Raw genomic sequence first — 26116 nt, 5'->3', positions numbered from 1 at the left:
GTATTGTCGGGGGCGCCGTGGGGTGTGGTCCGTGGGGTGTGGCGCCCCCGACAGCGGAGCGTCCGCGGGTTATTCCTGGCGTACGCGCAGTGCTCGGGCCAGGTCGTCGAGCTGGTCGACGAGTTTGCGGCGGAGGGCGGGGGTCGGGTCGGCCTTGCGGAGGCATTTCTCGCCGAGGCGGAGGGTTTCGGGGTCAACGGCGTGGGCGGGGAAGGCCCAGCGGCCGGCGGCGTCGGCGAGGGCGGGGCCGCGGCGGGCGGCGAGGGCGACGGCGTCCTTGTAGTAGCGGGCCACGTAGGGGCGTACGAGGTCGGCTTGTTCGGGCTGCCAGAAGCCCTGGGCGGTGGCGGTGAACAGGTAGTTGGACAGGTCGTCGGTGCGGAACATGGCGTCCCAGGCGCGGGCCTTGGCGTCTTCGTGGGGCAGGGCGGCGCGGCAGCGGGCGGCGCCTTCCTGGCCGGTGGCGCTGGGGTCGTGGGCGAGTTCGGCGGCGATGGTGGTTTCGTCGGTGGCGTCGAGTACGGCGAGGCGGGTGAGGATGCGCCAGCGCAGTTCGGGGTCGAGTTCGGGGCCGCCGGGGACGGTGCCGTCGGCGAGCCAGGCGGCGATGGTGTCGGGGTGGGCGGCGGTGTCGATGCGGTGGCGTACGGCGATGAGGCGCAGGCCGGGGTTGTCGCCGTCCTCGGTGCGGCGGATGAGGTCGCGGCACAGGTCGGTGAGGGTGGCGAGGGCGGCGGGCCGCTGTTCGGGGGTGACGTAGCGGTCGGCGATGTGGGTGGTGGCGAAGGCGAGGGCGCCTTGGACGAGGGCGAGGTCGGTTTCGTGCGGGAGGTGGGTGCGGGCGATGTCGAGGTAGGTGGTGGCGGGGAGTTCGCCGTCGCGGACGGCGTCGCGGAGGGCGTTCCAGATGACGGCGCGGGTGAGGGGGTCGGGCAGGCCGGACAGGCGGGTCCGGAGGGTCTGGGAGGACTCGTCGTCGAAGCGGATCTTGGCGTAGGTGAGGTCGCCGTCGTTGAGGACGAGGAGGGCGGGGCGTGGGCCTGCGGCGCTGAGGGTGGTGTCGCCGTGGGGGGCGAGGTCGGCTTCCAGGCGGGTGCGGAGGGTCAGGCCGCGTGTGTCGTCGAGGTCGTGGTCGTAGAGGCCGAGGGTGATGCGGTGGGGGCGGCTGTCGCCGTCTGCGTGCCGGATGGTGAGGTGCCAGTGTCCGTTGTCGGTGTGGAGTTGGGGGGTGAGGGTGTCGACGCCGGTGGTGCGCAGCCAGGCGTTGGCCCAGGCGTGGACGTCGCGGTCGGTGGCGGAGGCGAGGGAGTCGATGAAGTCGGCGAGGGTGGCGTTGGCGAATTTGTGCCGGGCGATGTGGGTGTTGATGCCGGCGAGGAAGTCCTTTTCGCCGAGCCAGGCGACGAGCTGGCGTAGTGCGGAGGCGCCCTTGGCGTAGGAGATGCCGTCGAAGTTGAGGAGGGCGGAGGCGGTGTCCTGGACGTTTTCTGGGGCGACGGGGTGGGTGGAGGGGCGTTGGTCGGCGTCGTAGCCCCAGGGTTTGCGGGTGACGCCGAAGTCGGTCCAGGTGTGGGTGAAGCGGGTGGCTTCGGCGGTGGTCTGGTAGCCCATGTATTCGGCGAAGGACTCGTTGAGCCAGATGTCGTCCCACCAGGTGAGGGTGACGAGGTCGCCGAACCACATGTGGGCCATTTCGTGGGCGATGACCATGGCGCGGGTCTGGCGTTGGGTGTCGGTGACGGCGGACCGGAAGACGAATTCGTCGCGGAAGGTGACGAGTCCGGGGTTCTCCATGGCGCCGGCGTTGAATTCGGGGACGAACGCCTGGTCGTAGGAGTCGAAGGGGTAGGGCTCCTGGAATTTCTCGTGGTAGCGGTTGAAGCAGGCGCGGGTGATGTCGAGGAGTTCGTCGGCGTCGGTGTCGAGGTGGGGTGCGAGGGAGCGGCGGCAGTGGAGGGCGAAGGGCAGGCCGCGGTGTTCGGTGCGTACGGAGTGCCAGGGGCCTGCGGCGACGGCGACGAGGTAGGTGGAGATGAGGGGGGTGGGGGCTGCTTTCCAGCGGCCCTGGCCGAGGTGTTCGGTGATGCCGTTGGCGAGGACCGTCCAGTTGTGGGGGGCGGTGACGGTCACTTCGAAGACGGCTTTGAGGTCGGGTTGGTCGAAGGCGGCGAAGACGCGCTGGACGTCGTCCATGAAGAGTTGGGTGTAGGTGTAGGTCTCGCCGTCGGCGGGGTCGGTGAAGCGGTGCATGCCTTCGCCGGTGCGGGAGTAGTGCATGGTGGCGTCGACGCGTAGTTCGTGTTCGCCGGGGGTGAGGTTCTTGAGCGGCAGTCGGTTGCCGTCGAGGGTTTCGGGGTTCAGGGGGTGTCCGTCGAGGGTGACGGAGCGCAGCTCGGCGGGCTTGACTTCGACGAAGGTGTCCGTGTTGTCCTGGTCTGCGAGGACGGTGAACCGGATCAGGGTGTGGGAGTCGAAGGTGTCGTCACCGGTGGTGAGATCGAGTTCGATCGTGTAGCGGTGGACATCGAGGAGCTGTGCTCGGTTGTGCGCTTCGTCGCGCGTCAGTACGGACATGCAGGCCATGCTGCCCGATGCCGTCTGCATGACACAGAGGCGGATCGGCACGCGGCTTATGTCCGGTGTTGTTGAGCTCCCCGACGTGCACCTCTGCGGGTTTCGGGGGAGTCAGTCCGTGGTGGGCGTGGAGTGGCCGGTGGTGTTCCTGGTGGTGTCGTCGGCGATGCGCTCGTGGTGGCGGATGACCTCGGCGATGATGAAGTTGAGGAGTTTCTCGGCGAAGGCCGGGTCGAGTTTGGCGTTCTCGGCGAGGGTGCGCAGCCGGGTGATCTGTCGGCCTTCGCGGGCGGGGTCGGCGGGTGGCAGCTGGTGCCGGGCCTTGAGGCGGCCGACCTGCTGGGTGCATTTGAAGCGTTCGGCGAGCATGTGGACGACGGCGGCGTCGATGTTGTCGATGCTGTCGCGCAACCGGGCGAGTTCCTCGCGGACTGCGGGGTCGACGTCTCCGGTACCGGTGTTGCTGGTGGTCATGGGGGGTCAGCCTACGGGGCGGTGGTGGGTGCGGGGTGTGGTGTTCGGGGTGTGGACGGTCGAGGGCGGTTGTCGGGGCGGGGTCGTAAGGTGGAATCGGTTTCTGGGCGTCTTGGGGGTGAGGCGTGGCGAACGGCGGACCGGTGGAGCACGGCTTTCCGCATCTGGAGACGGTGCGGTCGGCCGTTACGGCGGTGTACCGGCGTTTGTCGTATGACACGGTGCGGTCGTTTTCGACCAGTGTGGCTCCGGTGGATGTGGCGTTCGGCGACATAGATGATCTTCATCTGGGGGCGCAGCGGGTGGCGCGGGAACTGGTGCGGCACTACCGATTGCCGGATGCGCGGTTGATCGTCGGTTTTCGTGAGATGCGGCATGCGGCGAATGTCGAGCTTGCGGCTGGTCCGGAGTATTTCGTGGAGCTGAATGATCGGTTCCGGACGCATCGGCGGGATATCGGGGCGGCGCTGGCGCATGAGGTGATGCATGTGTATCTGCACCGTCTGGGGCTGTCGTTTCCCGGTACGCGGGATAACGAGATCCTGACGGACACGGCGGCGACGTATCTGGGGGCGGGGTGGCTGCTGCTGGACGCGTTCCGGGAGGACGGGGTGTCGTCGCAGAAACTGGGGTATCTCACGCCGGAGGAGTTCGGGTATGTGCTGGCGAAGCGGTCGCTGGTGTTCGGTGAGGATCCGTCGGTGTGGTTCACCAGTGCGCAGGCTTATACGGCGTATGTGAAGGGGATGGCGTTGGCGCGGTGGGACGGGCAGCAGCCCCCGCTGACGGCCGCCGGCCGGGTGGGGCGCCGGCGGTACGCGCGGGACCGCCGGCATGCTCGGGAGCAGCGGGCCGCGGGCGTCCCGGCGTCGTCGGCCCCGGAGGATGTGCCGTACAGCTTCACGTCCGGCGGTGACGGCCAGGGGGTGCTGCGGGTGTCGTTTCCGTGTCCGACCTGCCTTCAGCGGATCAGGGTTCCGGTGCGGGGGCGGGTGCGGGTGCGGTGCGGGTTGTGCCGGACTGTGCTGGAGTGCGACACGTAGGGGTGAGTGGCTACGGCTTCACGATTGCCCGGGCCCGGGCGTCCGCCAGCCACTTGGGGAACTCGCCCAGCAGCCGGTCGTACAGCTCGGCGTCCGACACCTCGCGGGGATCGGTGCCCGCGTGGAAGAACCCGGCGTTGTCGACGATCCGCTTGTCCGGTACGGCCAGGTCGTCCAGCTTGCGCAGGTAGTCGAACTGCCGGCTGGTCGGGTCGCCGAAGCCGATGAACTGCCAGAACAGCGGCAGCCTGGCCGCCTTGCACAGGTACCGTTCGGCGGCCGGCCGGTTGGTGGGGCCGCCGTCGGTCTGGAAGACGACGAGCGCGGGCTCGGTCGACCCGCTGTCGAGGTAGTGGTCGATGACGGCGTCCATCACCAGGTGGTAGTTGGTCCTGCCCATGTGCCCGAGCCCGGCGACGATCCGCTCGACGCGCCCTTGGTGGTCGGCGAGGGAGAGGTCGGTGACGGCGTCGACGTCGGTGGAGAAGAACAGCACCGGCACGATGCCGTCGTCGTCGAGGTGCGCGGACAGGCCCAGCACCCGGTCGGCGAGCGCTTGTACGCTGCCGTCCCTGTAGTACGGCTTCATCGAGCCGGAGTGGTCGACCACGAGGTAGACCGCGGCACGCAGCCCGTCCAGCCCGTGTTCGGTCAGTGCGTGCCCCGCGGTCTTGTACAGGCTGACCAGCGCGGGCGCGGTCTCCTCGATCTTGTTCAGGCTGATCGCGGCCATGTGGTCTCCCCCTCCGGTCGCCGGGACCTGCTGCTCGGTCCCCGGGACTGGTCCCGAGGGTATGCGCCCCGACCCCGCTTCCGCGTCACTGCACCGGTGTTCGATACTTTTGTTCGCCGCCGCCCCCACCGGCTCGTCCGTCCCGTCCCTCACAAGGAGCCGGCTCGTGGATTCCGAGTCCACCGTCACCACCTGTTACCGCCATCCCAAGGTGGAGTGCCGCGTCAGCTGTGTGCGCTGCGAGCGGTACATCTGCCCGGACTGCATGCGGGAGGCGGCCGTGGGCCACCAGTGCCCCGAGTGCGTGAAGGAGGGCGTGCGGTCGATGCGGCAGGCCCGCACCGTGGTGGGCGGCCGGGTCTCGGCGGTGCCGGTGGTGACGTACGTACTGATCGTCGTCAATGTGCTGGCCTATCTGACGGAGCTGGCGCTGCCGGAGGTCGTGGACCGGTTCGCGATGCTGGGCGCGAGGCTGCTCGGGCCGGACGGCGGGCACTACGTGTGGGTCGAGGGCGCGTACTTCGAGGACTTCCGTCCGGAAGGTGTGGTGGGCGGGGAGTGGTACCGGCTGCTGACCGGCGCGTTCCTGCATCTGCCGCTCACCGGGGGGACGTTCGGCATTCTGCACATCGTGATGAACATGGTGGCGTTGTGGAACCTGGGCCGGGCCGTCGAGTCGATGCTGGGCCGCGTCCACTATCTCGCCCTGTATCTGCTGTCGGCGCTGGGCGGTTCGGTGCTGGTGCTGCTGCTCGCGCCGCAGGAGGTCGTGGTCGGGGCGTCCGGGGCGATCTTCGGGGTGGGGGCCGCGTACTACGTCATGGCGCGTCGGGTCGGTGCCGAGATGAGCGCGGTCAACCGGTTCATGGCCGGGCTGCTGCTGTGGCTGGTGGTCTCCGCGGTGGTCACGTCCTGGGAGGGGCACCTCGGCGGGCTGCTGGCGGGCGGTGCGGTGGCGGTGGCCTTCGCGTACGTGCCCAGGGGCAGGCACCGTGCGCTGTTGCAGGCGGGAGCGTGTCTGGTGCTGCTCGCGCTGCTCGTCGTCCTGGCGGTGGTCAAGGTGTCGGTTCTGACCGGTGGAGGTGTTTCCCAGTGAAGCGTCCAGCCCTGCTGATCGCGGCCGTGCCCGTGGTGGCGACGGCCGTGTACATGTTGATGCCCGGAGGGTCCGACGGCGGGACCGCCGGCAACGGCCCGGCCGTGTCCGCCTCACCGAACGCGCGCGAGCAGGCCAAGGAGCGCGCCGAGTCGGAGGCGGCCAAGGACGACGCGCTGGTGGCGAGCCGGCCGCCGGGCCTGGCCGATCCGGCGAAGAAGGAACTCGCCCAGCAGATCGTGGCGAGCGCCGAGAACTCGACGCTGCGCTGGCGCGAGACCTACGGCTCCATCGAGGACGTCGGGGACGGCGTCGGCTACACGGCCGGCATCGTCGGCTTCACCACCGGCACCCACGATCTGCTCGCTCTCGTCGAGGGCTACACCAAGGAGCACCCGGACAACGGGCTGGCGGAGTTCCTGCCCGCGCTGCGTGAGGTTGACGGTACGGACTCGCACGAGGGTCTGGACCCGGGCTTCCCGGAGGCCTGGCGGGCGGAGTCGGAGAAGCCCGCGTTCCGCGCGGCCCAGGAGGCCGAGCGCGACCGGGTCTACTTCGACCCGGCGGTGCGCATGGCCAAGCTCGACGGTCTCGGCACGCTCGGCCAGTTCGTGTACTACGACGCGATGGTCCGGCGTGGCCCCGACACCGGCCCCGACGGCTTCTACGGCATGCGGGAGCAGGCCATGCGCAAGGCGAGGACGCCGGGCCAGGGCGGCGGCGAGAAGGCGTTCCTGGAGGTGTTCCTCGACGTGCGCCGCGCGGCCGTGCTCGCGAGGAAGCCGGGTGCCGACACGTCCCGGATCGACACCGCCCAGCGCCGGTTCCTGCGGGAGGGGAACCTGGAGCTGGCGACGCCGCTGACGTGGCAGGTGAACGGGAGCACCTTCCGGATTCCCTGAACGGAGATGCGGCGGCGCCTGCCCGGTTTCGTCCGGTCGGGGACGGGCGGGCAGGCGCCACCTGGTGTTCCGTACGCCGTTGTACGGGACCTCTGTGGGGGGCCGTCAGGTCCCTTGTGCGATGCGGTCCGCGCCCGCGTGGTGGTGGGCGGGGCGAGCCGTCACACCATCAGTGAGCGGTCGGTGGGGCGGATCGGTGCGGGCAGGTCGCTCGCGCCGGTGAGGTGGCGGTCGCAGCCGTGTGCGGCGGAGCGTCCCTCGGCGATCGCCCACACGATGAGGGACTGGCCGCGGCCGGCGTCACCGGCGACGAAGACGCCCGGCACGCTGGTCTGGAAGTCGGCGTCGCGGGCGATGCTACCGCGCTCGTCGAGATCCAGGCCGAACTGCTCGACGAGGCCGTTGTCCCGGTCGGTGCCGGTGAACCCCATGGCGAGGGTGACCAACTGGGCCGGGATCGTCCGCTCGGTGCCGGACTTCCGGGTGGGCTTGCCGTCGACGAACTCGACCTCGGCCAGGTGCAGCCGCTGCACGTTGCCGTCCACGTCGCCCTCGAAGTGGGTGGTGGAGACGGAGTAGACCCGCTCGCCGCCCTCCTCGTGCGCGGAGGTGACCTTGTAGAGCATCGGGAAGGTCGGCCACGGCTGGGTCGCCGGGTTCCGCTCCTCGTCCGGGCGGGACATGATCTCCAGCTGGGTGACGGAGGCGGCGCCCTGGCGGTGGGCGGTGCCCACGCAGTCGGCGCCGGTGTCGCCGCCGCCGATGACGACGACGTGCTTGCCCTCGGCGGAGATCGGCGGGGCGACGTAGTCGCCCTCCTGCACCTTGTTGGCCAGCGGCAGGTATTCCATGGCCTGGTGGATGCCGCCCAGTTCGCGGCCCGGCACCGGCAGGTCGCGCGCCGTCGTCGCGCCGACGGCGAGGACGACGGCGTCGTACCGCTTGCGCAGTGCGGTGGCCGGCATGTCACGGCCGATCTCGATGCCCGTGCGGAACTTGGTGCCTTCCGCGCGCATCTGCTCGATACGGCGGTTGATGTGCCGCTTCTCCATCTTGAACTCGGGGATGCCGTAGCGCAGGAGGCCGCCGATGCGGTCCGCCCGCTCGTACACGGCGACGGTGTGGCCGGCCCGGGTCAGCTGCTGGGCGGCGGCCAGGCCGGCGGGGCCGGAGCCGACGACCGCGACGGTCTTGCCTGACAGGCGTCCGGGGACCCGCGGGGCGACGTCGCCGGTCTCCCACGCCTTGTCGATGATCGAGACCTCGACGTTCTTGATGGTGACGGGCGGCTGGTTGATGCCGAGGACGCACGCCGACTCGCAGGGGGCGGGGCACAGGCGGCCGGTGAACTCCGGGAAGTTGTTGGTGGCGTGCAGTCGCTCGGAGGCCGCCGACCAGTCCTCGCGGTAGGCGTAGTCGTTCCACTCGGGGATCAGGTTCCCCAGCGGGCAGCCGTTGTGGCAGAACGGGATGCCGCAGTCCATGCAGCGGCCGGCCTGCTTGCTGATGATCGGCAGCAGGGAGCCGGGGACGTGGATCTCGTTCCAGTCCTTGACGCGTTCGGTGACCGGGCGGGAGGTGGCGACCTCGCGCCCGTGGTTCAGGAATCCCTTCGGGTCAGCCATGGGTCGCCGCCTCCATCATCTTCCGGTGGGTGTCGGACTCGGAGAGTCCGGTTCGCTCGGCGGCGTCCTTGGCGGCGAGCACTGCCTGGTACGTACTGGGGGTGATCTTGCTGAAGCGGGCGGCGCCTCCGTCGGGGCTGTCCCACTCGGCCAGCAGCTTCTCGGCGACGGTGGAGCCCGTCTCCTCCTGGTGCCGGCGCACCACGTCGTGCAGCCAGGCGCGGTCGGTGTCGTCGAGCTCGTGGACGGCGTCCAGGTTGCCGGCGTTGACGTTGTCCCGGTCGAGGTCGATGACGTAGGCGACGCCGCCGGACATGCCGGCCGCGAAGTTGCGGCCGGTCTCGCCGAGGACGACCGCGTGGCCGCCGGTCATGTATTCGCAGCCGTGGTCGCCCACGCCCTCGGAGACGACCAGCGCGCCGGAGTTGCGGACACAGAACCGTTCGCCGACCTTGCCGCGCAGGAGCATCTCGCCGCCGGTGGCGCCGTAGGCGAGGGTGTTGCCGGCGATGACGCTGTACTCGGCGAGGTGGTCGGCGCCCCGGTCGGGGCGGACGACGATGCGGCCGCCGGAGAGGCCCTTGCCGACGTAGTCGTTGGCGTCGCCCTCCAGGCGCAGTGTGATGCCGCGGGGGACGAAGGCGCCGAAGGACTGGCCGGCGGAGCCGGTGAAGGTGAGGTCGATGGTGTCGTCGGGCAGGCCGGCGCCGCCGAACTTCTTCGTCACCTCGTGGCCGAGCATGGTGCCGACGGTGCGGTTGATGTTGCGGATGGCGACCTGGGCGCGGACCGGCTGGGCGTCCGGGGCGCCGTCGGCGGCGAGCGCGTCGGCGGCGAGCTTGATCAGCTCGTTGTCGAGGGCCTTCGCCAGTCCGTGGTCCTGGGGGACGATCCGGTGGCGGACGGCGCCGTCGGGCAGATCCGGGACGTGGAGCAGCGGGGCCAGTTCCAGGCCCTGCGCCTTCCAGTGGTCGACGGCGCGGGTCACGTCGAGGACCTCGGCGTGGCCGACGGCCTCCTCGAGGGAGCGGAAGCCGAGTTCGGCGAGGAGTTCGCGGACCTCTTCGGCGATGAACCGGAAGAAGTTCACGACGTGCTCGGCCTTGCCGGTGAACCGGTCGCGCAGCACCGGGTTCTGCGTGGCGATGCCGACCGGGCAGGTGTCCAGGTGGCAGACGCGCATCATGACGCAGCCGGAGACGACCAGCGGGGCGGTCGCGAAGCCGAACTCCTCGGCGCCGAGGAGGGCGGCGATGACGACGTCGCGGCCGGTCTTGAGCTGGCCGTCGGTCTGGACGACGATCCGGTCGCGCAGGCCGTTGAGCAGCAGTGTCTGCTGGGTCTCGGCGAGGCCGAGCTCCCAGGGGCCGCCGGCGTGCTTGAGCGAGGTCAGCGGGGAGGCGCCGGTGCCGCCGTCGTGGCCGGAGATGAGGACGACGTCGGCGTGGGCCTTGGAGACGCCGGCGGCGACTGTGCCGACGCCGACCTCGGAGACCAGCTTGACGTGGATGCGCGCTTCGGGGTTGGCGTTCTTCAGGTCGTGGATCAGCTGGGCGAGGTCCTCGATGGAGTAGATGTCGTGGTGCGGCGGCGGGGAGATGAGGCCGACACCGGGCGTCGAGTGACGCGTCTTGGCGATCCACGGGTAGACCTTGGGGCCGGGCAGCTGGCCGCCCTCGCCGGGCTTGGCGCCCTGGGCCATCTTGATCTGGATGTCGTCGGAGTTGACCAGGTATTCGGAGGTCACGCCGAAGCGTCCGGAGGCGACCTGCTTGATGGATGAGCGGCGGGCCGGGTCGTACAGGCGCTCGGGGTCCTCGCCGCCCTCGCCGGTGTTGGACTTGCCGCCGAGCTGGTTCATGGCGACGGCGAGGGTCTCGTGCGCCTCCTGGGAGATGGAGCCGTACGACATGGCGCCGGTGGAGAACCGCTTGACGATCGCGGAGACCGGCTCGACCTCGTCGACGGGGAGGGGGTCACGGTCGGAGGTGAAGCCGAACAGGCCGCGGAGCGTCATCAGGCGTTCGGACTGCTCGTTGACGCGGTCGGTGTACTGCTTGAAGACGTCGTAGCGGCCGGAGCGCGTGGAGTGCTGGAGGCGGAAGACGGTCTCCGGGTCGAACAGGTGCGGTTCGCCCTCGCGGCGCCACTGGTATTCGCCGCCGATGTCGAGCGCACGGTGGGCGGGGGCGATGCCGGAGGCGGGGTACGCCTTGGCGTGGCGGGCGGCGACCTCCTGGGCGACGACGTCGATGCCGATGCCGCCGATCTTGCTGGCGGTGCCGTGGAAGTACTTCTCGACGAACCGCTCGTCGAGGCCGACGGCTTCGAAGACCTGGGCGCCGCGGTAGGAGGCGACGGTGGAGATGCCCATCTTGGACATGACCTTCAGAACGCCCTTGCCGAGAGCGTGGATGAGGTTGCGGATGGCCTTCTCGGGCTCGATGTCGGACAGGAAGGTGCCCGCGCGGACGAGGTCCTCGACGGACTCCATCGCCAGGTACGGGTTGACGGCGGCGGCGCCGAAGCCGATGAGGAGGGCCACGTGGTGGACCTCGCGGACGTCTCCGGCCTCGACGAGGAGGCCCACCTGGGTGCGCTGCTTGGTGCGGATGAGGTGGTGGTGGACGGCCGCGGTGAGCAGCAGCGACGGGATCGGCGCGTGTTCGGCGTCGGAGTGCCGGTCGGACAGGACGATCAGCCGGGCGCCGTTGCCGAAGGCGGCGTCGACCTCGGCGCAGATCTCCTCGATACGGGCGGCGAGGGCGTCGCCGTCGCCGGAGACCCGGTAGAGGCCGGAGAGGGTGGCGGCCTTGAAGCCGGGCAGGTCGCCGTCGGCGTTGACGTGGATGAGCTTGGCCAACTCGTCGTTGTCGATGACCGGGAAGGGCAGGACGACGGAGCGACAGGACGCGGCCGTCGGCTCGAGCAGGTTGCCCTGGGGGCCCAGGGAGCTGCGCAGGGAGGTGACCAGTTCTTCGCGGATCGCGTCCAGCGGCGGGTTGGTGACCTGCGCGAACAGCTGGGTGAAGTAGTCGAAGAGCAGTCGGGGGCGGTCGGACAGCGCGGCGATCGGGGAGTCGGTGCCCATGGAGCCGATCGGTTCGGCGCCGGCCTTGGCCATCGGGGCGAGCAGGAGGCGCAGTTCCTCCTCGGTGTAGCCGAAGGTCTGCTGGCGGCGGGTGACCGAGGCGTGGGTGTGCACGATGTGCTCACGCTCGGGCAGGTCGGACAGTTCGATCTCGCCGGCTTCCAGCCACTCCGCGTAGGGGTGCTCGGCGGCGAGCCGGGCCTTGATCTCGTCGTCCTCGATGATGCGGTGCTCGGCGGTGTCCACCAGGAACATGCGGCCGGGCTGCAGGCGGCCCTTGCGGACGACCTTCGCCGGGTCGATGTCGAGCACGCCGACCTCGGAGCCGAGGACGACCAGGCCGTCGTCGGTGACCCAGTAGCGGCCGGGGCGCAGGCCGTTGCGGTCGAGTACGGCGCCGACCTGGGTGCCGTCGGTGAAGGTGACGCAGGCGGGGCCGTCCCAGGGCTCCATCATCGTGGAGTGGTACTGGTAGAAGGCGCGGCGGGCCGTGTCCATCGAGGCGTGGTTCTCCCATGCCTCCGGGATCATCATGAGCACTGAGTGCGGCAGCGAGCGCCCGCCGAGGTGCAGCAGTTCGAGTACCTCGTCGAAGGAGGCGGAGTCGGAGGCGTCGGGCGTGCACACCGGGAAGATGCGCTCGATGCCCTTGTCGGCGGAGCCGCTGTGCCCATGGTCGGCGGAGCCGAACAGGTCGGAGGCCAGCTGGGACTCGCGGGCGCGCATCCAGTTGCGGTTGCCCTTGACGGTGTTGATCTCGCCGTTGTGGGCGACGAAGCGGTAGGGGTGCGCGAGCGGCCACGACGGGAAGGTGTTCGTGGAGAACCGGGAGTGCACGAGCGCGATCGCGGAGCCGAAGCGGCGGTCCGACAGGTCCGGGAAGAAGGGCTCCAGCTGGCCGGTGGTGAGCATGCCCTTGTAGACGAGGGTCCGCGCGGACAGCGACGGGAAGTAGACACCGGCCTCGCGCTCGGCGCGCTTGCGCAGCGCGAAGGCCGTGCGGTCGAGGTCGATGCCCGTCGACACGTGGTCCGTGACGAAGATCTGGCGGAAGGCGGGCATCGTGGAACGGGCGGCGGCGCCCAGCAGTTCGGGTGCGACGGGCACGTCGCGCCAGCCGAGGACGGTCAGGCCCTCGGCGCGGGCGATCTCCTCGATGCGGGCGGCGGTCTCGTCGGCCGTGTCGACCGGGAGGAAGGCGGTGCCGACGGCGTAGGCGCCGGCCTCGGGCAGTTCGAACCCGGCCACCTCGCGGAAGAAGGCGTCCGGGACCTGGGAGAGGATGCCCGCGCCGTCGCCGGAGTCGGGCTCGGAGCCGGTGGCGCCGCGGTGCTCCAGGTTGCGCAGGACGGTGAGCGCCTGCTCCACCAGGGTGTGGGACGCCTCGCCGGTGAGGGTGGCGACGAAGCCCACGCCGCAGGCGTCGTGCTCGTCGCGGGGGTCGTACAGACCCTGGGGCGCTGGGCGGGCGTCCATGGAGGACCAGTTCTGACCTTGCGCGGAATGCTGGCACGGCCGGCGCGGCATACGCATCGGCTCTCCCGTCGTCGTCGTGTGGCATGTGGCATGTGGCAAGTGCCGAGGAACGACGTTGGCCCTCTGTGTGGCTGCGAAATTTCGTGCAGATCACACGAGGGATCGGTTCCCGGATAGCGGGATTTTCCGTTCCCTCATGCGGACACCTTGCAGGTCACGGCGGGGTTCCGCACCTGACGGTGGAGGCTGTGGGTGCCGGAGGCGAACAGATCGATGTCCGCCGGTCCGAAGGCGGAGGGGGCGTCTTCGCCCCCCGCGCGGGTGCGTCACAGGCCTCATTGCCCGTAGCGCTTTCGGCTCATGCCCCGTCGTCACACGGTCGAAACCGATGAATAACGTGTACTTGCGCGGTCCGTCGCACGAAAGCGGAGCCGGCCCACCCGGGGGCGTCCGAGCCGGGTGACGCGAGCCGCGTCACCCGGCCGGGCCGTCCGAACCGGATCGCCCGTCCGGGTCGGGTGTGGAGCCGGGTCATCCGATGGCCGTTCCGAACAGCGCGCCCAGGGCATAGGTCACGCCGGCCGCCGCGCCACCGAGGGCGAGCTGCCGCAGCCCGCTGAACCACCAGGTCCGCGCGGTCACCTTGGCCACCAGCGCGCCACACAGGAAGAGTCCCAGAAGGGCCAGCAGCACGGCGGGCCACAGGCTGCTCGCGCCGAGCAGATAGGGCAGTACGGGGAGCAGCGCGCCCAGCGCGAAGGCGCCGAAGCTGGAGACGGCGGCCACGGTGGGCGAGGGCAGGTCGCCGGGGTCGATCCCCAGTTCCTCGCGGGCGTGGATCTCCAGCGCCTGCTCGGGGTCCTTCGACAGCTGCCGGGCCACCTCACTGGCGAGCTCCGGCTCGACACCGCGGGACTCGTAGAGGGCGGCGAGCTCGGCCTCCTCGTCCTTGGGGTGCTTACGCAGTTCGCGCCGCTCGACGGCCAGTTCGGCCTCGACGAGCTCACGCTGGGAGGCGACAGAGGTGTACTCGCCGGCGGCCATGGAGAAGGCGCCGGCCGCGAGGCCCGCGAGGCCGGTGAGGACGATGGTCTGCTGACCGACCGAGCCACCGGCGACGCCGGTGATCAGCGCGAGGTTGGAGACCAGTCCGTCCATCGCGCCGAACACGGCGGGGCGCAGCCAGCCGCCGTTCACGTCACGGTGCGTGTGGTTGTCGCGGTGCGCCTCGTGCAGCGTCGCCTCGGTCTCGATGAGCGCCATACAGCCCCCCAGGGAATTCGCGGGAGCGCCTGGAGACCGGACGCCCCTTTGGACAGTTTTTAGACACGTTCTAGTTTTTTACAACACTCAAGGTACCCCCACTGATTCCCCCCGCCAGCAAGGAAAGGCTGGGCTAACCTGCGGTTTTGCGGATTCTGCACGTCTGTGTGAAGGGGCACGCAGATGTCGACCGGGTGACGTTGAGGCGGGTGAGGCTGCGCCGGACACCTCACCGGGGACAGTTCCGCAAAGGGCTTCGCGCCTCTCGGGGCGCCCCTGAGAGGAGAGCCGCGTATGGCATCGATCGCCCGCATCCCCTCCGCCCCGGCGCCCGGGGGCTCCGTCGGACTCCGCGAGCGGGCACGCGGCGCGCTGCTCGGCCTGGCCGTCGGCGACGCGCTGGGCGCCCCGGCCGAGAACATGCGGCCCTCCGAGATCCGCGCCCGGTGGGGCCGTATCACCGGGTACGTCGCGGAGCACCCCGCGGGCACGGACGACACCGAGTACGCGATCCTCACCGGCCTGCTGCTGGCCCGGCACGGCTCCGCGCTCACCCCGGAGCAGGTCGGGGCGGCCTGGCACGAGTGGATCTCGGACCGCGCCGAGGGGTCCTTCCGCGGCGCCGGCTTCAGCGAACGCGGCACCCTGGAGAACCTCCGCCGGGGACTGGCCGCCCCCGTCTCCGCCCAGCACCGCCATGCCTGGAGCGACGGGCTGGCGATGCGGGCGACACCGCACGGCGTCTTCGCGGCCGGCCGTCCCGCCGAGGCCGCCCGGCTGGCGGCCGTCGACGGCTCGATCAGTCACGACGGCGAAGGCATCTACGGCGGCCAGGCGGTCGCGGCGGGCGTGGCGGCGGCGATGGCGGGAGCACCGGTGGTCACCGTCGTCGCCTCCGCGCTGGCTCTGGTGCCGGAGGACTCCTGGACCGCCCGTTCCCTGCGCCGCGCCGTCACCGCCGCCCACCTGGGCGAACGCGCGGTGCGCTCCGCGGTCGTGATCGGTGGCTACCCCTGGACCGACCTGGCCCCCGAAGCCGTCGCCCTCGCCTTCGGCGCGTATGCGGCGGCGGACGGCGACTTCGAACAGGCGGTGCTGACGGCCGTCAACATGGGCCGCGACGCCGACACCACGGCGGCCGTGGCGGGTGCCCTCGCGGGGGCGACCCGAGGCGCCCGCGCGATCCCGGAGGCCTGGGCCGCCGCCATCGGACCGGCCCTCGGCAGCTGCCTCCCCGCGATGGCCGGCCACCACGTCCTGGACATCGCGGACCTGCTCACACCAGGCACTTTCGTCCTGGCAGCGGACAACGAAACGGAGGCCCCGACATGACCCCGCCCCCCGCCCCGCCCCCGTCTCCGCCCACAGCCACAGCACCCTCGTCCGCCGTCGACGGCGAGAGCGCCCCGCAAGTGCCGCCCGTGCCCGGCCACGGGACCCGCACGCGTGGCGCGGTTGGGAACCACCGGCCCGAGGACTCGGCCGAGTCCGCATCCCCCGCCCCACCACCGCGGACGCGCATCGAGGGCCTGCTCCTCGGCCTCGCCGCCGGTGACGCCGCCGGCTGGCCCGCCGCACGGCACCGGGCTGCCCGGATGCCCGAGTGGACCCGGCGGCTCACCCGGGAACTGGACGTCTTCGCCGAGCAGAACGCGACCACCACCCTCCCCGTGCCGATCGCCCTCAACCAGCCCCCGGAGCCCTTGCGGCTCGGCCCCTCAGACGACGCCGAGTGGGCGGCGTTCGCGGCCGAGGCGGTCCTGCTGGCCGGCCACGACAGCGCCCTGAGGGACCTGAGCCGGGAACGCCGTACCCGGGCCGCCATCGACCTGACCTGGAACGTCGTGGCCGACGAGGTCGCCGCGGCGGCCGCGCGCGCCCCCGAGATCGAGTCGGCCGTGCTCCCCCTGCGCGCCCGTATCTCCGTACGGGCCGGGCTCGGCAACCTCGCCACGGGGCTGCGGCCGCCCGCCACCGGCCACGACAACCCGCACTACTTCGACGACGCGGCCTGCGTACGGGCCTGCGTCCTGGCCGTCACCCACGCCGGAGACCCCGAACGCGCCGCGGCGCTCGCCGAGTTCGACGCCCGCTACACCCAGGACGGCGACGGTGTCCACGGCGCCCGCGCGATGGCCGCCGCCGTCGCCCTCGCGCTGGCCGGAGCCGACGTGGAGGCGTGCGTGACCGCCGCGGTCGCCGAGTTGCCCGAGGAGACGGAGATCGGCCGCAACGCCCGGCACGCCCTGCGGCTCGCCGCGGACACCGACGGCGCCTTCGCCCTCGTACCGCTCCTGGAACACCAGATCGTCGACCACGTCTACAGCTACGGTGTCGCCGCCGCCGAAACCGTCCCCGTCGCTCTCGCCCTGGCCACCGCCGCCCACGGCCGGATCGCGGAGGCGGTCCCCGCCGCGGCCTGCCTGTCCCGGGTCGCGGACTCCGCCCCCGCCCTCGCCGGCGCCCTGACCGGCGCGCTGGGCGGCGGCGCGGCGATCCCCGGATCCTGGCGGGAGAGCTGCCGCACCCTCTCCGGCTGCGCGCTCCCCCGGCTCACCGGCACCGACCTGGTGGAACTCGCCGGACTCCTGGAAGCCGCGCAACCGCCCCCACCAGGAGGATGATTCGGGCATGACGCTCAAAGAGGATGAGAAGCGGGGCCGGGGTGCGCCCCTGGACGAGCGGATCGCCGGCGCGCTGGTGGGAGCCGCCGTCGGCGACGCGCTCGGCGGCCCCGTCGAGGGGTACTCCCCCGAGCAGATCGCCGAACGCCACGGTGGCCGCGTCCACGGTGTCGTCGGCCCCTGGAACGGCGACGCCTGGCGCACCGCCCGGCCCATCGCCCCTTACCACAAGGGCGACGGACACGTCACCGACGACACGCTCATGACGCATGCCCTGGTCCGGGTGTACGCGCGGGTCCGGGACCATCTGGACGCCCATGCCGTCGCCGACCACCTGGTGCCGGACCTGATGAGCAACCCGCGCTGGATCCCGGAACTGGAGGCGGAGGCGCTCCCGCTCCAGCGGATCTTCCTCGCGGAGAAGTGGCTGGTGGCCCGGATCCACTACGGTCATGTCGACCCGCGCGAGGCGGGCGTCGGCAACATCGTCAACTGCGGTGCCGCGATGTACATGGCCCCCGTCGGCCTGGTCAACTCCGCCAACCCGGTGGGCGCGTACGCCGAGGCGCTGGACGTCGCGGGGGCCCACCAGTCGTCGTACGGCCGGGAGGCGGCGGGGGTCCTCGCCGCGGCCGTGGCAGCGGCGTGCGCGCCGGGGGCGAGTCCGGGCTCGGTCGTCGACGCCTGCCTGTCGCTGGCGAAGGACGGCACACGGGAGGCGATCGAACGGGTCTGCGAAGAGGCGTCCCGACACCCGGACTTCGAGTCCGCACTGCGCCCGCTGCGGGAGGCCGTGGCCCCGTACGACACCGTGGGCCCCGACTACCGCTCCCCCTCGCTGGGCGCCCGCCGGCCGTCCCGGCTGCACGCCGTCGAGGAACTCCCGGTCGCGCTGGGCATGGTGGTGGTGGCCCGCGGCGACTTCCGGCACGCGGTGCTGGGCGCGGTGAACTACGGCCGGGACTGCGACTCCATCGCCACGATGGCCGGGGCGGTGACGGGCGCCCTCGGCTCGCCGGTCCCCGAGGGCTGGGCGAAGACCGTGGCGGACGCCAGCCGTCTCGACCTCTGGGAACCCGCGGCCGCGCTGACCGCGGTGACGTGCGAGATCTTCGCGCGCGACGTGTCCCGACGCCGAGCGCACGAACGGGCGTTCGTCGAGTTGGGAGGCCCGGCATGCTCCGACTGACCTGGGTCCAGCCGGAGGACCTGATCGGCCATGAGCTGCGCCAGGCGACCCAGGACGGCAGGGCGCCCTCGGCCGTCGCGGCCCGCTGGCGCGCGGCGGGCGGCCCCGAGGCCCCGCTCCGCGCCGGCGCCTCCCCGCGGCCGGCCTCCCGCTACCTCCGGCTGCTGGCCGGGGACCTCCTGGACGAACTCGCCGACCTGCCCAGCAGCCTGGCGGACGACGAGCCGACGGACCTCGCCGCGATCAAGTCCCTGTGCCCCCACTGGCCCTCCCCCCTCGGCACCGGTCCGCCGGCTCCCGATCACTTCGACGCGGGTCACCGCCGTACCGACCGCCTCGAAGCCGCCTGGCTCGGCCGGGCCGTCGGCTGCCTGCTCGGCAAGCCCGTGGAGAAGCTCCCCCTCGACGGCATCCGCCGGCTCGCCCGGGCAACCGGAAACTGGCCTCTGAACGGCTACTTCACCGCCCGCGGAGTTCCCGGGGAACTGGCCGCCCGGTACCCCTGGAACCGTCGCTCCGCGGCCACGTCCCTCGCCGAGAACATCGACGGCATGCCCGAGGACGACGATCTCAACTACCCGCTCCTCAACCTGCTGTTGCTCCAGCGGTACGGCAGGGACTTCACCACCGCGGACGTGGCCCGGCTCTGGCTGGACGAACTCCCGGCGGGCCGCGCCTTCACCGCCGAACGCATCGCCTACCGCAACCTCCTGAGCGGCCTGGAACCCCCGCGCACCGCCCGGCACCGCAATCCGTTCCGCGAGTGGATCGGCGCGCTGATCCGCGCCGACGTGCACGGCTGGACCAATCCGGGGGACCCGGCGGGCGCGGCGGAGCAGGCCCATCGCGACGCGACCCTCACCCACACCGCCAACGGCGTCTACGCCGCGATGTTCGCCGCGGCCGTCATCGCCACCGCCGCCGCGGACAGCGGCAACGGCAACGGCAACCAGGACGTCCATGCCTGTCTGCGGGCCGGTCTCGCCGTCGTACCGCCCCGCTCCCGGCTCGCCCGCGCCGTGCGCCACGCCGTGCGACTGGCGCACGAGCACGCCGACTTCGCCACCGTCATCGACGAGATCCATGCCCGGCACGCGGACGTCCACTGGGTGCACGCCGTGCCCAACACCGCGCTGATCGCCGCCGCCCTCACCCACGCGGACGGCGACTTCACCGGCGCGATCTGCCGCGCCGTGTCCGGTGGCCTGGACACGGACTCGGGCGGCGCGACCGCCGGCGGCATCGCCGCTCTCCTCGCCGGCTCCCCCACCGCGCTCCCCGAACGCTGGACGGGCCCGCTGAAGAACCGGCTGGCCACCTCCGTCGGCGATTTCAACGGCATCGGCTTCGACACCCTGGCCCGTCTGACCCACCTGGAGGCCTGCCGCCCATGACCCGGCCCCCCGCCCCCGCCGGTCCCCCGCTGACCGGCCTGCGCGTCCTGGACCTCGCCACCCTCTTCGCCGGGCCCCTCGCCGCGACCCTGCTCGGCGACTTCGGCGCGGAGGTCGTCAAGGTCGAGCACCCGAGGAAACCGGACCCCTCCCGCGGCCACGGGCCGTCGAAGGACGGCGTGGGGCTGTGGTGGAAGATGCTCGGCCGCAACAAACGGACCATCACCCTCGACCTGTCCACGCCCGGCGGCCGGGCGACCCTGCTGCGCCTCGCCCGGACCGCCGACGTGATCATCGAGAACTTCCGGCCGGGCACCCTGGAGAAGTGGGACCTGGGCTGGCCCGAACTGTCCGCCGCCAACCCCCGGCTGGTCCTGGTCCGGGTCACCGGCTTCGGCCAGTTCGGCCCGTACGCCCCTCGCCCCGGCTTCGGCACCCTCGCCGAGGCGATGAGCGGCTTCGCCGCGATCACCGGTGAACCGGACGCGCCTCCGACGCTGCCGCCGTTCGGGCTGGCCGACTCCATCGCGGGTCTGACCACGGCGTACGCGGTGCTCACCGCGCTCGCCGGGCGGGAGCACACCGGCGAGGGCCAGGTCGTCGACATGGCCCTCATCGAACCGATCCTCACCGTGCTCGGCCCGCAGCCGACCTGGTACGACCAGCTGGGCCATGTCCAGCCCCGCACCGGCAACCGCTCCCAGAACAACGCCCCGCGCGGCACCTACCTGACCGCCGACGGCACCTGGGTCGCCGTCTCCACCTCTGCCCAGTCGGTCGCCGAGCGGGTGATGCGGCTGGTGGGACGGCCCGAACTGATCGACGAACCGTGGTTCGCCACCGGCGCCGACCGGGCCCGGCACGCGGACACGTTGGACGAGGCCGTGGGCGGATGGATCTCCCGCCGCACCCGCACCGACGTGCTCGCGGCCTTCGAGAAGGCCGAGGCCGCGGTGGCCCCCGTCCAGGACGTACGGGACGTGATGACCGACCCGCAGTACCAGGCCCTGAACACCATCACCACGGTCGACGACCCGGAGCTGGGCCCGCTGCGCATGCAGAACGTCCTCTTCCGGCTCTCCCGCACCCCCGGCGCGATCCGCTGGGCGGGCCGCCCGCACGGCGCGGACACCGACGAGGTCCTGACCGAACTGGGCCTCACCCCGGCCGAACTGGCGGCGCTGCGCGCGGAGGGCGCACTGTGACGGGGGCTGTGCCACGGACGAGGGCGAAGGCCCCACTGACCTGGCTCTACGCCCCCGGCGACCGGCCGCGGGTGGTGGCGAAGGCCCTCGTCTCCGGGGCCGACGTGGTGGTGATCGACCTGGAGGACGCGGTCGCCCCCGACCGCAAGGCGTACGCCCGTGCCGCCACCGCCGAGTTGCTGCGCGACCCACAGCCGGTCCCGGTCCACGTCCGTGTCAACGCCCTGACCGGTCCCTGGGGCGAGGCCGACCTCGCCGCCGTCGCCCCGGCCCGGGGCCTGGCCGGCCTCCGACTGCCCAAGGTGTCCTCACCCACCGACGTCGTACGGGCCGCGAAGCGGGCCGTGTCCGCCCACGGCGCAGCGCTCCCCCTGTACGCGATGCTGGAGACGGCCCTCGGCATCGAACGGGCCCACGCCGTGGCCACCGCCCACCCGTCCCTGCGCGGCATCTCGATCGGCGAGGCGGATCTACGGGCCGACCTGGGCGTGGGGGACGACGCGGGCCTCGACTGGTCCCGCTCCCGCGTGGTCGTCGCCGCGCGGGCGGCCGGTCTGGCCCCGCCCACCCAGTCCGTCCATCCGGACACCCGCGACCTGGACGGCCTTCTCGCCTCCTGCACCCGGGGCCGCGCCCTGGGCTTCCTGGGCCGCGCCGCCATCCACCCCCGGCAGCTGCCGGTCATCGAGCGCGCCTATCTGCCGACGGAGCAAGAGATCGAACGGGCGGAGAGGATCGTCGAGGCGGCGGGCGACGAACGGGGCGCCCAGGCCCTCTCCGACGGCTGCTTCATCGACGCGGCGGTGGTGACGGCCGCCCAGCGCGTCCTGTCCCTGACCCGCCGGGCCTGAGGGCCACACACGCCGTGGGGCGCCCGGAGGTTCCGGGCGCCCCACGGCGTCGTTGTCGCAGGAGGTCAGCAGGCCGTCAGCTCTTCTTCGCCGACCCGGCCCCGTCCTTGGAGCGGACGTCCCCGGGATCCGCGCCCGCGGCATCCGCCTCGGCCGCATCCGCCGTGCCGTCCTCCGGCTCGGCGTCCTTCCCGGTCTTGGCGTCCTTCTTGGTCTTGGTGTCTTCTCCCGCCTCGGTGTCCTCCGTCGGCTCGGCGTCGTCCTTCGCCTCCGGGGAGTCCGCCTCGCCCTTCTCGCCGGTCTCGGTCCCACCGGAGGCGTCGGCCGCACCGCCGGAGGCAGCAGCCGCGCCCGGCTCCACCACGTCCTCGCGGCCCGGCCGCTTCTTCGCCGATACCACGATGTAGACCACCGCGAGCACGAACACGATCATCGCGGTCCAGTTGTTCAACCGCAGGCCCAGGATGTCGTGGGCCTCGTCGACGCGCATGTACTCGATCCAGAACCGGCCCGCGCAGTACGCCGCGACGTACAGCGCGAACGTCCGCCCGTGCCCGAGCTTGAAGCGACGGTCCGCCCAGATGACCAGCAGGGCGACACCGACGCACCACAGCGACTCGTACAGGAACGTCGGGTGGTAGTACCCCGGTACCCGGCCGCCCTCCGTGGACGTGATGTGCAGGGCCCAGGGAAGATCCGTCTCCCGCCCGTACAACTCCTGGTTGAACCAGTTGCCCCAGCGTCCGAGCGCCTGCGCCAGCGCCAGACCGGGGGCCACGGCGTCGGCGTACGGCGGCAGGGCGATGCCCCGGCGCCGGCAGCCGATCCAGGCACCCAGGGCGCCCAGGGCGACGGCTCCCCAGATGCCCAGACCGCCCTCCCAGATCTTGAAGGCGTCGACCCAGTCGCGGCCCTCGCCGAAGTAGAGCTGGTAATCGGTGAGGACGTGGTAGAGACGACCACCGACCAGGCCGAACGGGATGGCCCAGAACGCGATGTCCCAGGCGGTGCCCTTCTGGCCACCGCGCGCCACCCACCGGCGGTCGACGATCCAGAGGGCGACGAAGAGACCGGCGAGGATACTGAAGGCATAGCCGCGCAGCGGGATGGGGCCCAGGTGCAGCACCCCGCTCGACGGGCTGGGAATGTAGGCAAGTTCCATGGCAGGGTCGACGCTACCGTGCCGGACCGGTCACACGGTGGGCGGCCCGGCTACGGGTCCATAACGGGAGGGCGTTCGCGCCTACTGCTGATCGGCCTTCCGCACCATCTCCTTCAGTTTCGCCGGCGTCATCGTCTGGTCCTGGTAAATGTTCTTGTCACCGAGCAGGACGGTCGGTGTGCCCGAGAAGCCGCCCTTCTGGAATGCCTCCTGGGACTTTCCGACCCAGCTGTTGTGCGTGCCGTCCTCCACACAGCCGCGGAAGGCGGGCGTGTCGAGGCCGTCGACCTTGCCTGCCAGCTCGATGAGCTTGTCGTTGTCGGCGAAGGCGTCGTCCGCCTCCTGGGGCTGGTTGTCGAACAGCACGTCGTGGTACTCGGCGAACTTGCCGGCGTCCTGGGCGCAGGCCGCCGCGTTGGCGGAGGTGCGGGAGCCGGTGCCGCCCATGTTGCCGTCGATGAGCGTGACCAGGTGGTATTCGATCTTCAACTGGCCGGACTCGGTCAGCTCGTGCAGGGTCGGGCGGTACGCCAGCTCGAAGGATTTGCAGGCGGGGCAGCGGAAGTCCTCCCACACGGTGAGCGTGGACTTGGCGCTCTCCTTGCCGACCGGGATGGCGAGGCCGTCCTTGCCGAGCGCCCCCGAGGGCGCCACCACCGGGCCGGCCTCTTCACTGCCGCCATCCTTGCCGGCGTTGGCGGCGACGACTCCGATCACCGCCGCGAGCGCCAGGACACAGACCACGCTCGCACCCACGATCAGGGTGCGGCGTCGACTGTCCGCCGTCTTCTGCTTCTCGCGCTCGACCGCCAGCCGCTCCCGGGCGGTGCGCTTTCCCTCATGATTCTTCTCGCTCACACCCCGCAGAACGAACCGGGGAGGCGCACCGCGCCTCCCCGGCCCCAGGTCCACCCGTACGAGGGACCCGTATGACTATCCGCTGACGGCCTGTGGCTGACCGGCCACCCGCGGTGTCCGGCCCGGAAACGGCGTGGTCACGCCTGTCCGCGCACACCCTTGGCGAGTTCGCCCGCGAGCGCCCGGACGGCCTGGACTCCGGCGGCCGGGTCGGGGGCGTCCAGCATCCGCTTGACGAAGGCGGAGCCGACGATCACGCCGTCGGCGAAGCGGGCGACCTCGGCGGCCTGGGTGGCGTCGGAGACGCCGATCCCGACGCACACCGGCAGGTCGGCGCGGCTCGCCCGGGTGCGCGCCACGAGGTCCTCGGCCTGCGCGCCGACCGACTCGCGGGTGCCGGTGACCCCCATGAGGGACGCGGCGTAGACGAAGCCGCTGCCCACCGCGGTGATCTCGGCGAGCCGCTCGTCCTTGCTGCTGGGCGCGACGACGAAGACGGTGGCGAGCCCGTGCTTGTCGGCGTGTTCCCGCCACAGCGCCGACTCCTGGACGGGCAGGTCGGGCAGGATGCATCCGGCGCCGCCCGCCTCGGCGAGTTCGGCGGCGAACCGCTCGACGCCATAGCGGTCGACGGGGTTCCAGTACGTCATGACGAGGATCGGCTTCCCGGTGGCCCGGTGCGCCTCCCGGACCGTGCGCAGCACGTCGGCGATCCGTACGCCGCCGCGCAGGGCGATGTCGTCGGCGGTCTGGATGACGGGCCCGTCGAGGACGGGGTCGCTGTGCGGCAGGCCCACCTCCACGACGTCGGCACCGCCGTCGATGACTGCCTTGACGGCGTCGATGCCGCCGTCGACGGTCGGGAATCCGGCCGGGAGGTAGGCGATGAGGGCGGCCCGGCCCTCGGCCTTCGCCGCGGCGAGGGTGTCGCTCAGCAGCTGTACGTTCCCGCTCACTTGGCGTCCCCCTCGATCTCGGCGGTGTCGGTGTCCGCGTCGGCGGCGACCTCCGCGTCGGTGTCGTACAGCCCGAAGTAGCGGGCGGCGGTGTCCATGTCCTTGTCGCCCCGGCCGGACAGGTTGATCACGATCAGCCCATCCTTGCCGAGTTCCTTGCCGACCTCCAGGGCACCGGCCAGCGCGTGGGCACTCTCAATGGCCGGGATGATGCCCTCGGTCCGCGACAGCAGCCGCAGCGCCTGCATGGCGGCGTCGTCGGTGACCGCGCGGTACTCGCCGCGGCCGGAGTCCTTGAGGTGGGCGTGCTCGGGTCCGATGCCCGGGTAGTCGAGCCCGGCCGAGATGGAGTACGGCTCGGTGATCTGGCCCTCGTCGTCCTGGAGGACGTAGGAGCGCGAGCCGTGCAGGATGCCGGGCTCGCCCGCGGTGAGGGTGGCCGCGTGCTCGCCGCTCTCGATGCCGTGGCCCGCGGGTTCGCAGCCGATGAGGCGTACCGAGGCGTCCGGGATGAAGGCGTGGAAGAGTCCGATGGCGTTGGAGCCGCCGCCGACGCAGGCGATGGCGGCGTCGGGCAGTCGTCCGGCGCGCTCCAGGAGCTGGCGGCGGGTCTCGACGCCGATGACGCGGTGGAAGTCGCGCACCAGGCCGGGGAAGGGGTGGGGTCCGGCGACGGTGCCGAAGAGGTAGTGCGTGCTGTCGACGTTGGCGACCCAGTCGCGGAACGCCTCGTTGATGGCGTCCTTGAGGGTGCGGCTGCCGGACTTCACGGCGATGACCTCGGCGCCGAGCATGCGCATCCGGGCCACGTTGAGGGCCTGGCGCTGGGTGTCGATCTCACCCATGTAGACGGTGCAGTCGAGGCCGAACAGGGCGCAGGCGGTGGCGGTGGCGACGCCGTGCTGGCCGGCGCCGGTCTCGGCGATGACACGGGTCTTGCCCATGCGCTGGGTGAGCAGCGCCTGGCCGAGCACGTTGTTGATCTTGTGGGAGCCGGTGTGGTTGAGGTCCTCACGCTTGAGGAAGACCCGGGCGCCACCGGCGTGTTCGGCGAAGCGCGGCACCTCGGTGAGGGCGCTCGGGCGGCCGGTGTAGTTCACCAGCAGGTCGTCGAGTTCGCGGGCGAACTCGGGGTCGGCCTTGGCCTTGTCGTACTCGACGGCGACCTCGTCCACCGCGGCGACGAGCGCCTCCGGGATGAACTTGCCGCCGAACGCGCCGAAGTAGCCTTCGGCGCTCGGAGTCTGACCCTCCGGGTCGGGGATGAAGAACTGGCTGGGCATGCGGAAACCTCACGGTGAGCGTCGTTTTTGGGCACTGATCGCCGTGGGGGCGGGGTTGTCGGGCCACTGCGGGCCGCGTGTGGCTTGTCACGCCCGCGCGGCGGAGCCGCGTATTCGGGCACAGTCCCGCACCCCTGGAAGGGGCGCTGCCATCGCATGCCGTTGACCTGCCCCGGCTCGTCGCCGATGACGTACCGGACCCGACGTCCGTGGACCCGGCGCGCGGGCGCGCGGCAGCCGCGCGGGCGGCAGCCGCGGGCGAGGCGCGCGTACGGGTCCCTGGCTGGGGTGATCGGCGGTGTCATCGGGGCCGAGCC

The 26116-nt window shown here is 71.8% G+C and carries 19 protein-coding genes and 1 pseudogene; 9 read left to right on the top strand and 11 right to left on the bottom strand.

What is annotated here, in order from left to right:
- Positions 1-69 precede the first annotated feature (69 nt).
- Positions 70-2583, bottom strand: a complete 2514-nt coding sequence (gene pepN / locus WJ438_RS30455) for an aminopeptidase N (RefSeq protein WP_406729854.1) — start codon at positions 2581-2583, stop codon at positions 70-72.
- Positions 2584-2685: 102 nt separating this feature from the next.
- Positions 2686-3048: a chorismate mutase gene (locus WJ438_RS30450; protein WP_406728070.1), complete on the bottom strand. Its 363-nt coding sequence runs from the start codon at positions 3046-3048 to the stop codon at positions 2686-2688.
- A 125-nt stretch (positions 3049-3173) separates the two neighbouring features.
- On the opposite strand from WJ438_RS30450, the gene WJ438_RS30445 reads away from it, so the two are divergent.
- A complete protein-coding gene (locus WJ438_RS30445) occupies positions 3174-4091 on the top strand; it encodes a hypothetical protein (RefSeq protein WP_406728069.1) in 918 nt (305 codons plus the stop codon).
- Between the two features lie 10 nt (positions 4092-4101).
- On the opposite strand, the gene WJ438_RS30440 is transcribed toward WJ438_RS30445, so the two are convergent.
- Positions 4102-4824: a vWA domain-containing protein gene (locus tag WJ438_RS30440; RefSeq protein WP_406728068.1), complete on the bottom strand. Its 723-nt coding sequence runs from the start codon at positions 4822-4824 to the stop codon at positions 4102-4104.
- 166 nt (positions 4825-4990) lie between these two features.
- Here WJ438_RS30440 and WJ438_RS30435 point away from each other — a divergent pair, with 166 nt between their 5' ends.
- Together WJ438_RS30435 and WJ438_RS30430 are read left to right on the top strand one after the other, a co-directional pair.
- Positions 4991-5920, top strand: a complete 930-nt coding sequence (locus WJ438_RS30435; protein ID WP_406728067.1) for a rhomboid family intramembrane serine protease — start codon at positions 4991-4993, stop codon at positions 5918-5920.
- The gene (locus tag WJ438_RS30430) at positions 5917-6822 is read left to right on the top strand and encodes a chitosanase (RefSeq protein ID WP_406728066.1); all 906 of its coding nucleotides are present in this window, start codon (positions 5917-5919) and stop codon (positions 6820-6822) included. Before WJ438_RS30435 ends, WJ438_RS30430 begins: the two co-directional genes overlap by 4 nt.
- 161 nt (positions 6823-6983) lie before the next feature.
- Here WJ438_RS30430 and WJ438_RS30425 read toward each other — a convergent pair whose 3' ends face one another.
- From WJ438_RS30425 to WJ438_RS30415, 3 genes are all read right to left on the bottom strand, one after another.
- Positions 6984-8447 (bottom strand): glutamate synthase subunit beta, encoded by a 1464-nt coding sequence (locus tag WJ438_RS30425; protein WP_406728065.1) that lies wholly within the window; start codon positions 8445-8447, stop codon positions 6984-6986.
- Positions 8440-13071, bottom strand: coding sequence for a glutamate synthase large subunit (gene gltB, locus WJ438_RS30420; RefSeq protein WP_406728064.1), 4632 nt, complete (start codon positions 13069-13071; stop codon positions 8440-8442). Before gltB ends, WJ438_RS30425 begins: the two co-directional genes overlap by 8 nt.
- Positions 13072-13545: 474 nt before the next feature.
- Positions 13546-14277 (bottom strand): VIT1/CCC1 transporter family protein, encoded by a 732-nt coding sequence (locus WJ438_RS30415; RefSeq protein ID WP_406728063.1) that lies wholly within the window; start codon positions 14275-14277, stop codon positions 13546-13548.
- Between the two features lie 294 nt (positions 14278-14571).
- Between WJ438_RS30415 and WJ438_RS30410 the strand changes: the two genes are divergently transcribed.
- From WJ438_RS30410 to WJ438_RS30385, 6 genes are read left to right on the top strand one after another with little or no spacing between them, the layout of a single operon-like run.
- Positions 14572-15609, top strand: coding sequence for an ADP-ribosylglycohydrolase family protein (locus WJ438_RS30410; protein ID WP_406728062.1), 1038 nt, complete (start codon positions 14572-14574; stop codon positions 15607-15609).
- Positions 15606-16901 carry an ADP-ribosylglycohydrolase family protein gene (locus WJ438_RS30405; protein ID WP_406728061.1) on the top strand — a complete coding sequence of 432 codons (1296 nt, stop codon included), beginning with the start codon at positions 15606-15608 and terminating at the stop codon, positions 16899-16901. The genes WJ438_RS30410 and WJ438_RS30405 overlap by 4 nt, the downstream gene beginning before the upstream one ends.
- A gap of 7 nt (positions 16902-16908) precedes the next feature.
- On the top strand, positions 16909-18090 hold the full coding sequence (locus tag WJ438_RS30400; protein WP_406728060.1) for an ADP-ribosylglycohydrolase family protein: 1182 nt from the start codon (positions 16909-16911) through the stop codon (positions 18088-18090).
- Positions 18078-19484: an ADP-ribosylglycohydrolase family protein gene (locus tag WJ438_RS30395; protein ID WP_406728059.1), complete on the top strand. Its 1407-nt coding sequence runs from the start codon at positions 18078-18080 to the stop codon at positions 19482-19484. Before WJ438_RS30400 ends, WJ438_RS30395 begins: the two co-directional genes overlap by 13 nt.
- Positions 19481-20689, top strand: a complete 1209-nt coding sequence (locus WJ438_RS30390; RefSeq protein WP_406728058.1) for a CaiB/BaiF CoA transferase family protein — start codon at positions 19481-19483, stop codon at positions 20687-20689. Before WJ438_RS30395 ends, WJ438_RS30390 begins: the two co-directional genes overlap by 4 nt.
- Before the next feature lie 8 nt (positions 20690-20697).
- On the top strand, positions 20698-21540 hold the full coding sequence (locus tag WJ438_RS30385; protein ID WP_406728057.1) for an HpcH/HpaI aldolase/citrate lyase family protein: 843 nt from the start codon (positions 20698-20700) through the stop codon (positions 21538-21540).
- Between the two features lie 76 nt (positions 21541-21616).
- Here the strand turns inward: WJ438_RS30385 and lgt are convergent, their stop codons facing one another.
- The 5 genes and pseudogenes from lgt to WJ438_RS30360 form a co-directional block, all read right to left on the bottom strand.
- Positions 21617-22702, bottom strand: a complete 1086-nt coding sequence (lgt, locus tag WJ438_RS30380; RefSeq protein ID WP_406728056.1) for a prolipoprotein diacylglyceryl transferase — start codon at positions 22700-22702, stop codon at positions 21617-21619.
- Between the two features lie 81 nt (positions 22703-22783).
- Positions 22784-23560 (bottom strand): DsbA family protein, encoded by a 777-nt coding sequence (locus WJ438_RS30375; RefSeq protein ID WP_406728055.1) that lies wholly within the window; start codon positions 23558-23560, stop codon positions 22784-22786.
- A 137-nt stretch (positions 23561-23697) separates the two neighbouring features.
- A complete protein-coding gene (gene trpA / locus WJ438_RS30370; protein WP_406728054.1) occupies positions 23698-24516 on the bottom strand; it encodes a tryptophan synthase subunit alpha in 819 nt (272 codons plus the stop codon).
- Positions 24513-25799: a tryptophan synthase subunit beta gene (gene trpB / locus WJ438_RS30365; protein ID WP_406728053.1), complete on the bottom strand. Its 1287-nt coding sequence runs from the start codon at positions 25797-25799 to the stop codon at positions 24513-24515. The genes trpA and trpB overlap by 4 nt, the downstream gene beginning before the upstream one ends.
- 206 nt (positions 25800-26005) lie before the next feature.
- Positions 26006-26104, bottom strand: a pseudogene (locus tag WJ438_RS30360) (hypothetical protein); the annotation flags it as partial.
- Between the last annotated feature and the right edge of the window lie 12 nt (positions 26105-26116).

The sequence above is a fragment of the Streptomyces sp. GD-15H genome (genome assembly GCF_045291515.1).
Classification (GTDB): Bacteria; Actinomycetota; Actinomycetes; order Streptomycetales; family Streptomycetaceae; genus Streptomyces.
The sequence above is the reverse complement of the archived record's forward strand: the minus strand, read 5'-3'. Positions and strand labels throughout refer to the sequence as shown.

Bases quoted from the DNA above. Each gene is read 5' to 3' on its own strand.
- WJ438_RS30410 (WP_406728062.1), top strand. From the start codon at position 14,572: ATGGCATCGATCGCCCGCATCCCCTCCGCCCCGGCGCCCGGGGGCTCC.
- pepN (WP_406729854.1), bottom strand. From the start codon at position 2,583: ATGGCCTGCATGTCCGTACTGACGCGCGACGAAGCGCACAACCGAGCA.
- WJ438_RS30390 (WP_406728058.1), top strand. From the start codon at position 19,481: ATGACCCGGCCCCCCGCCCCCGCCGGTCCCCCGCTGACCGGCCTGCGC.
- gltB (WP_406728064.1), bottom strand. From the start codon at position 13,071: ATGCGTATGCCGCGCCGGCCGTGCCAGCATTCCGCGCAAGGTCAGAAC.
- WJ438_RS30400 (WP_406728060.1), top strand. From the start codon at position 16,909: ATGACGCTCAAAGAGGATGAGAAGCGGGGCCGGGGTGCGCCCCTGGAC.
- WJ438_RS30405 (WP_406728061.1), top strand. From the start codon at position 15,606: ATGACCCCGCCCCCCGCCCCGCCCCCGTCTCCGCCCACAGCCACAGCA.
- WJ438_RS30450 (WP_406728070.1), bottom strand. From the start codon at position 3,048: ATGACCACCAGCAACACCGGTACCGGAGACGTCGACCCCGCAGTCCGC.
- trpB (WP_406728053.1), bottom strand. From the start codon at position 25,799: ATGCCCAGCCAGTTCTTCATCCCCGACCCGGAGGGTCAGACTCCGAGC.
- lgt (WP_406728056.1), bottom strand. From the start codon at position 22,702: ATGGAACTTGCCTACATTCCCAGCCCGTCGAGCGGGGTGCTGCACCTG.
- WJ438_RS30425 (WP_406728065.1), bottom strand. From the start codon at position 8,447: ATGGCTGACCCGAAGGGATTCCTGAACCACGGGCGCGAGGTCGCCACC.
- WJ438_RS30415 (WP_406728063.1), bottom strand. From the start codon at position 14,277: ATGGCGCTCATCGAGACCGAGGCGACGCTGCACGAGGCGCACCGCGAC.
- WJ438_RS30395 (WP_406728059.1), top strand. From the start codon at position 18,078: ATGCTCCGACTGACCTGGGTCCAGCCGGAGGACCTGATCGGCCATGAG.
- WJ438_RS30440 (WP_406728068.1), bottom strand. From the start codon at position 4,824: ATGGCCGCGATCAGCCTGAACAAGATCGAGGAGACCGCGCCCGCGCTG.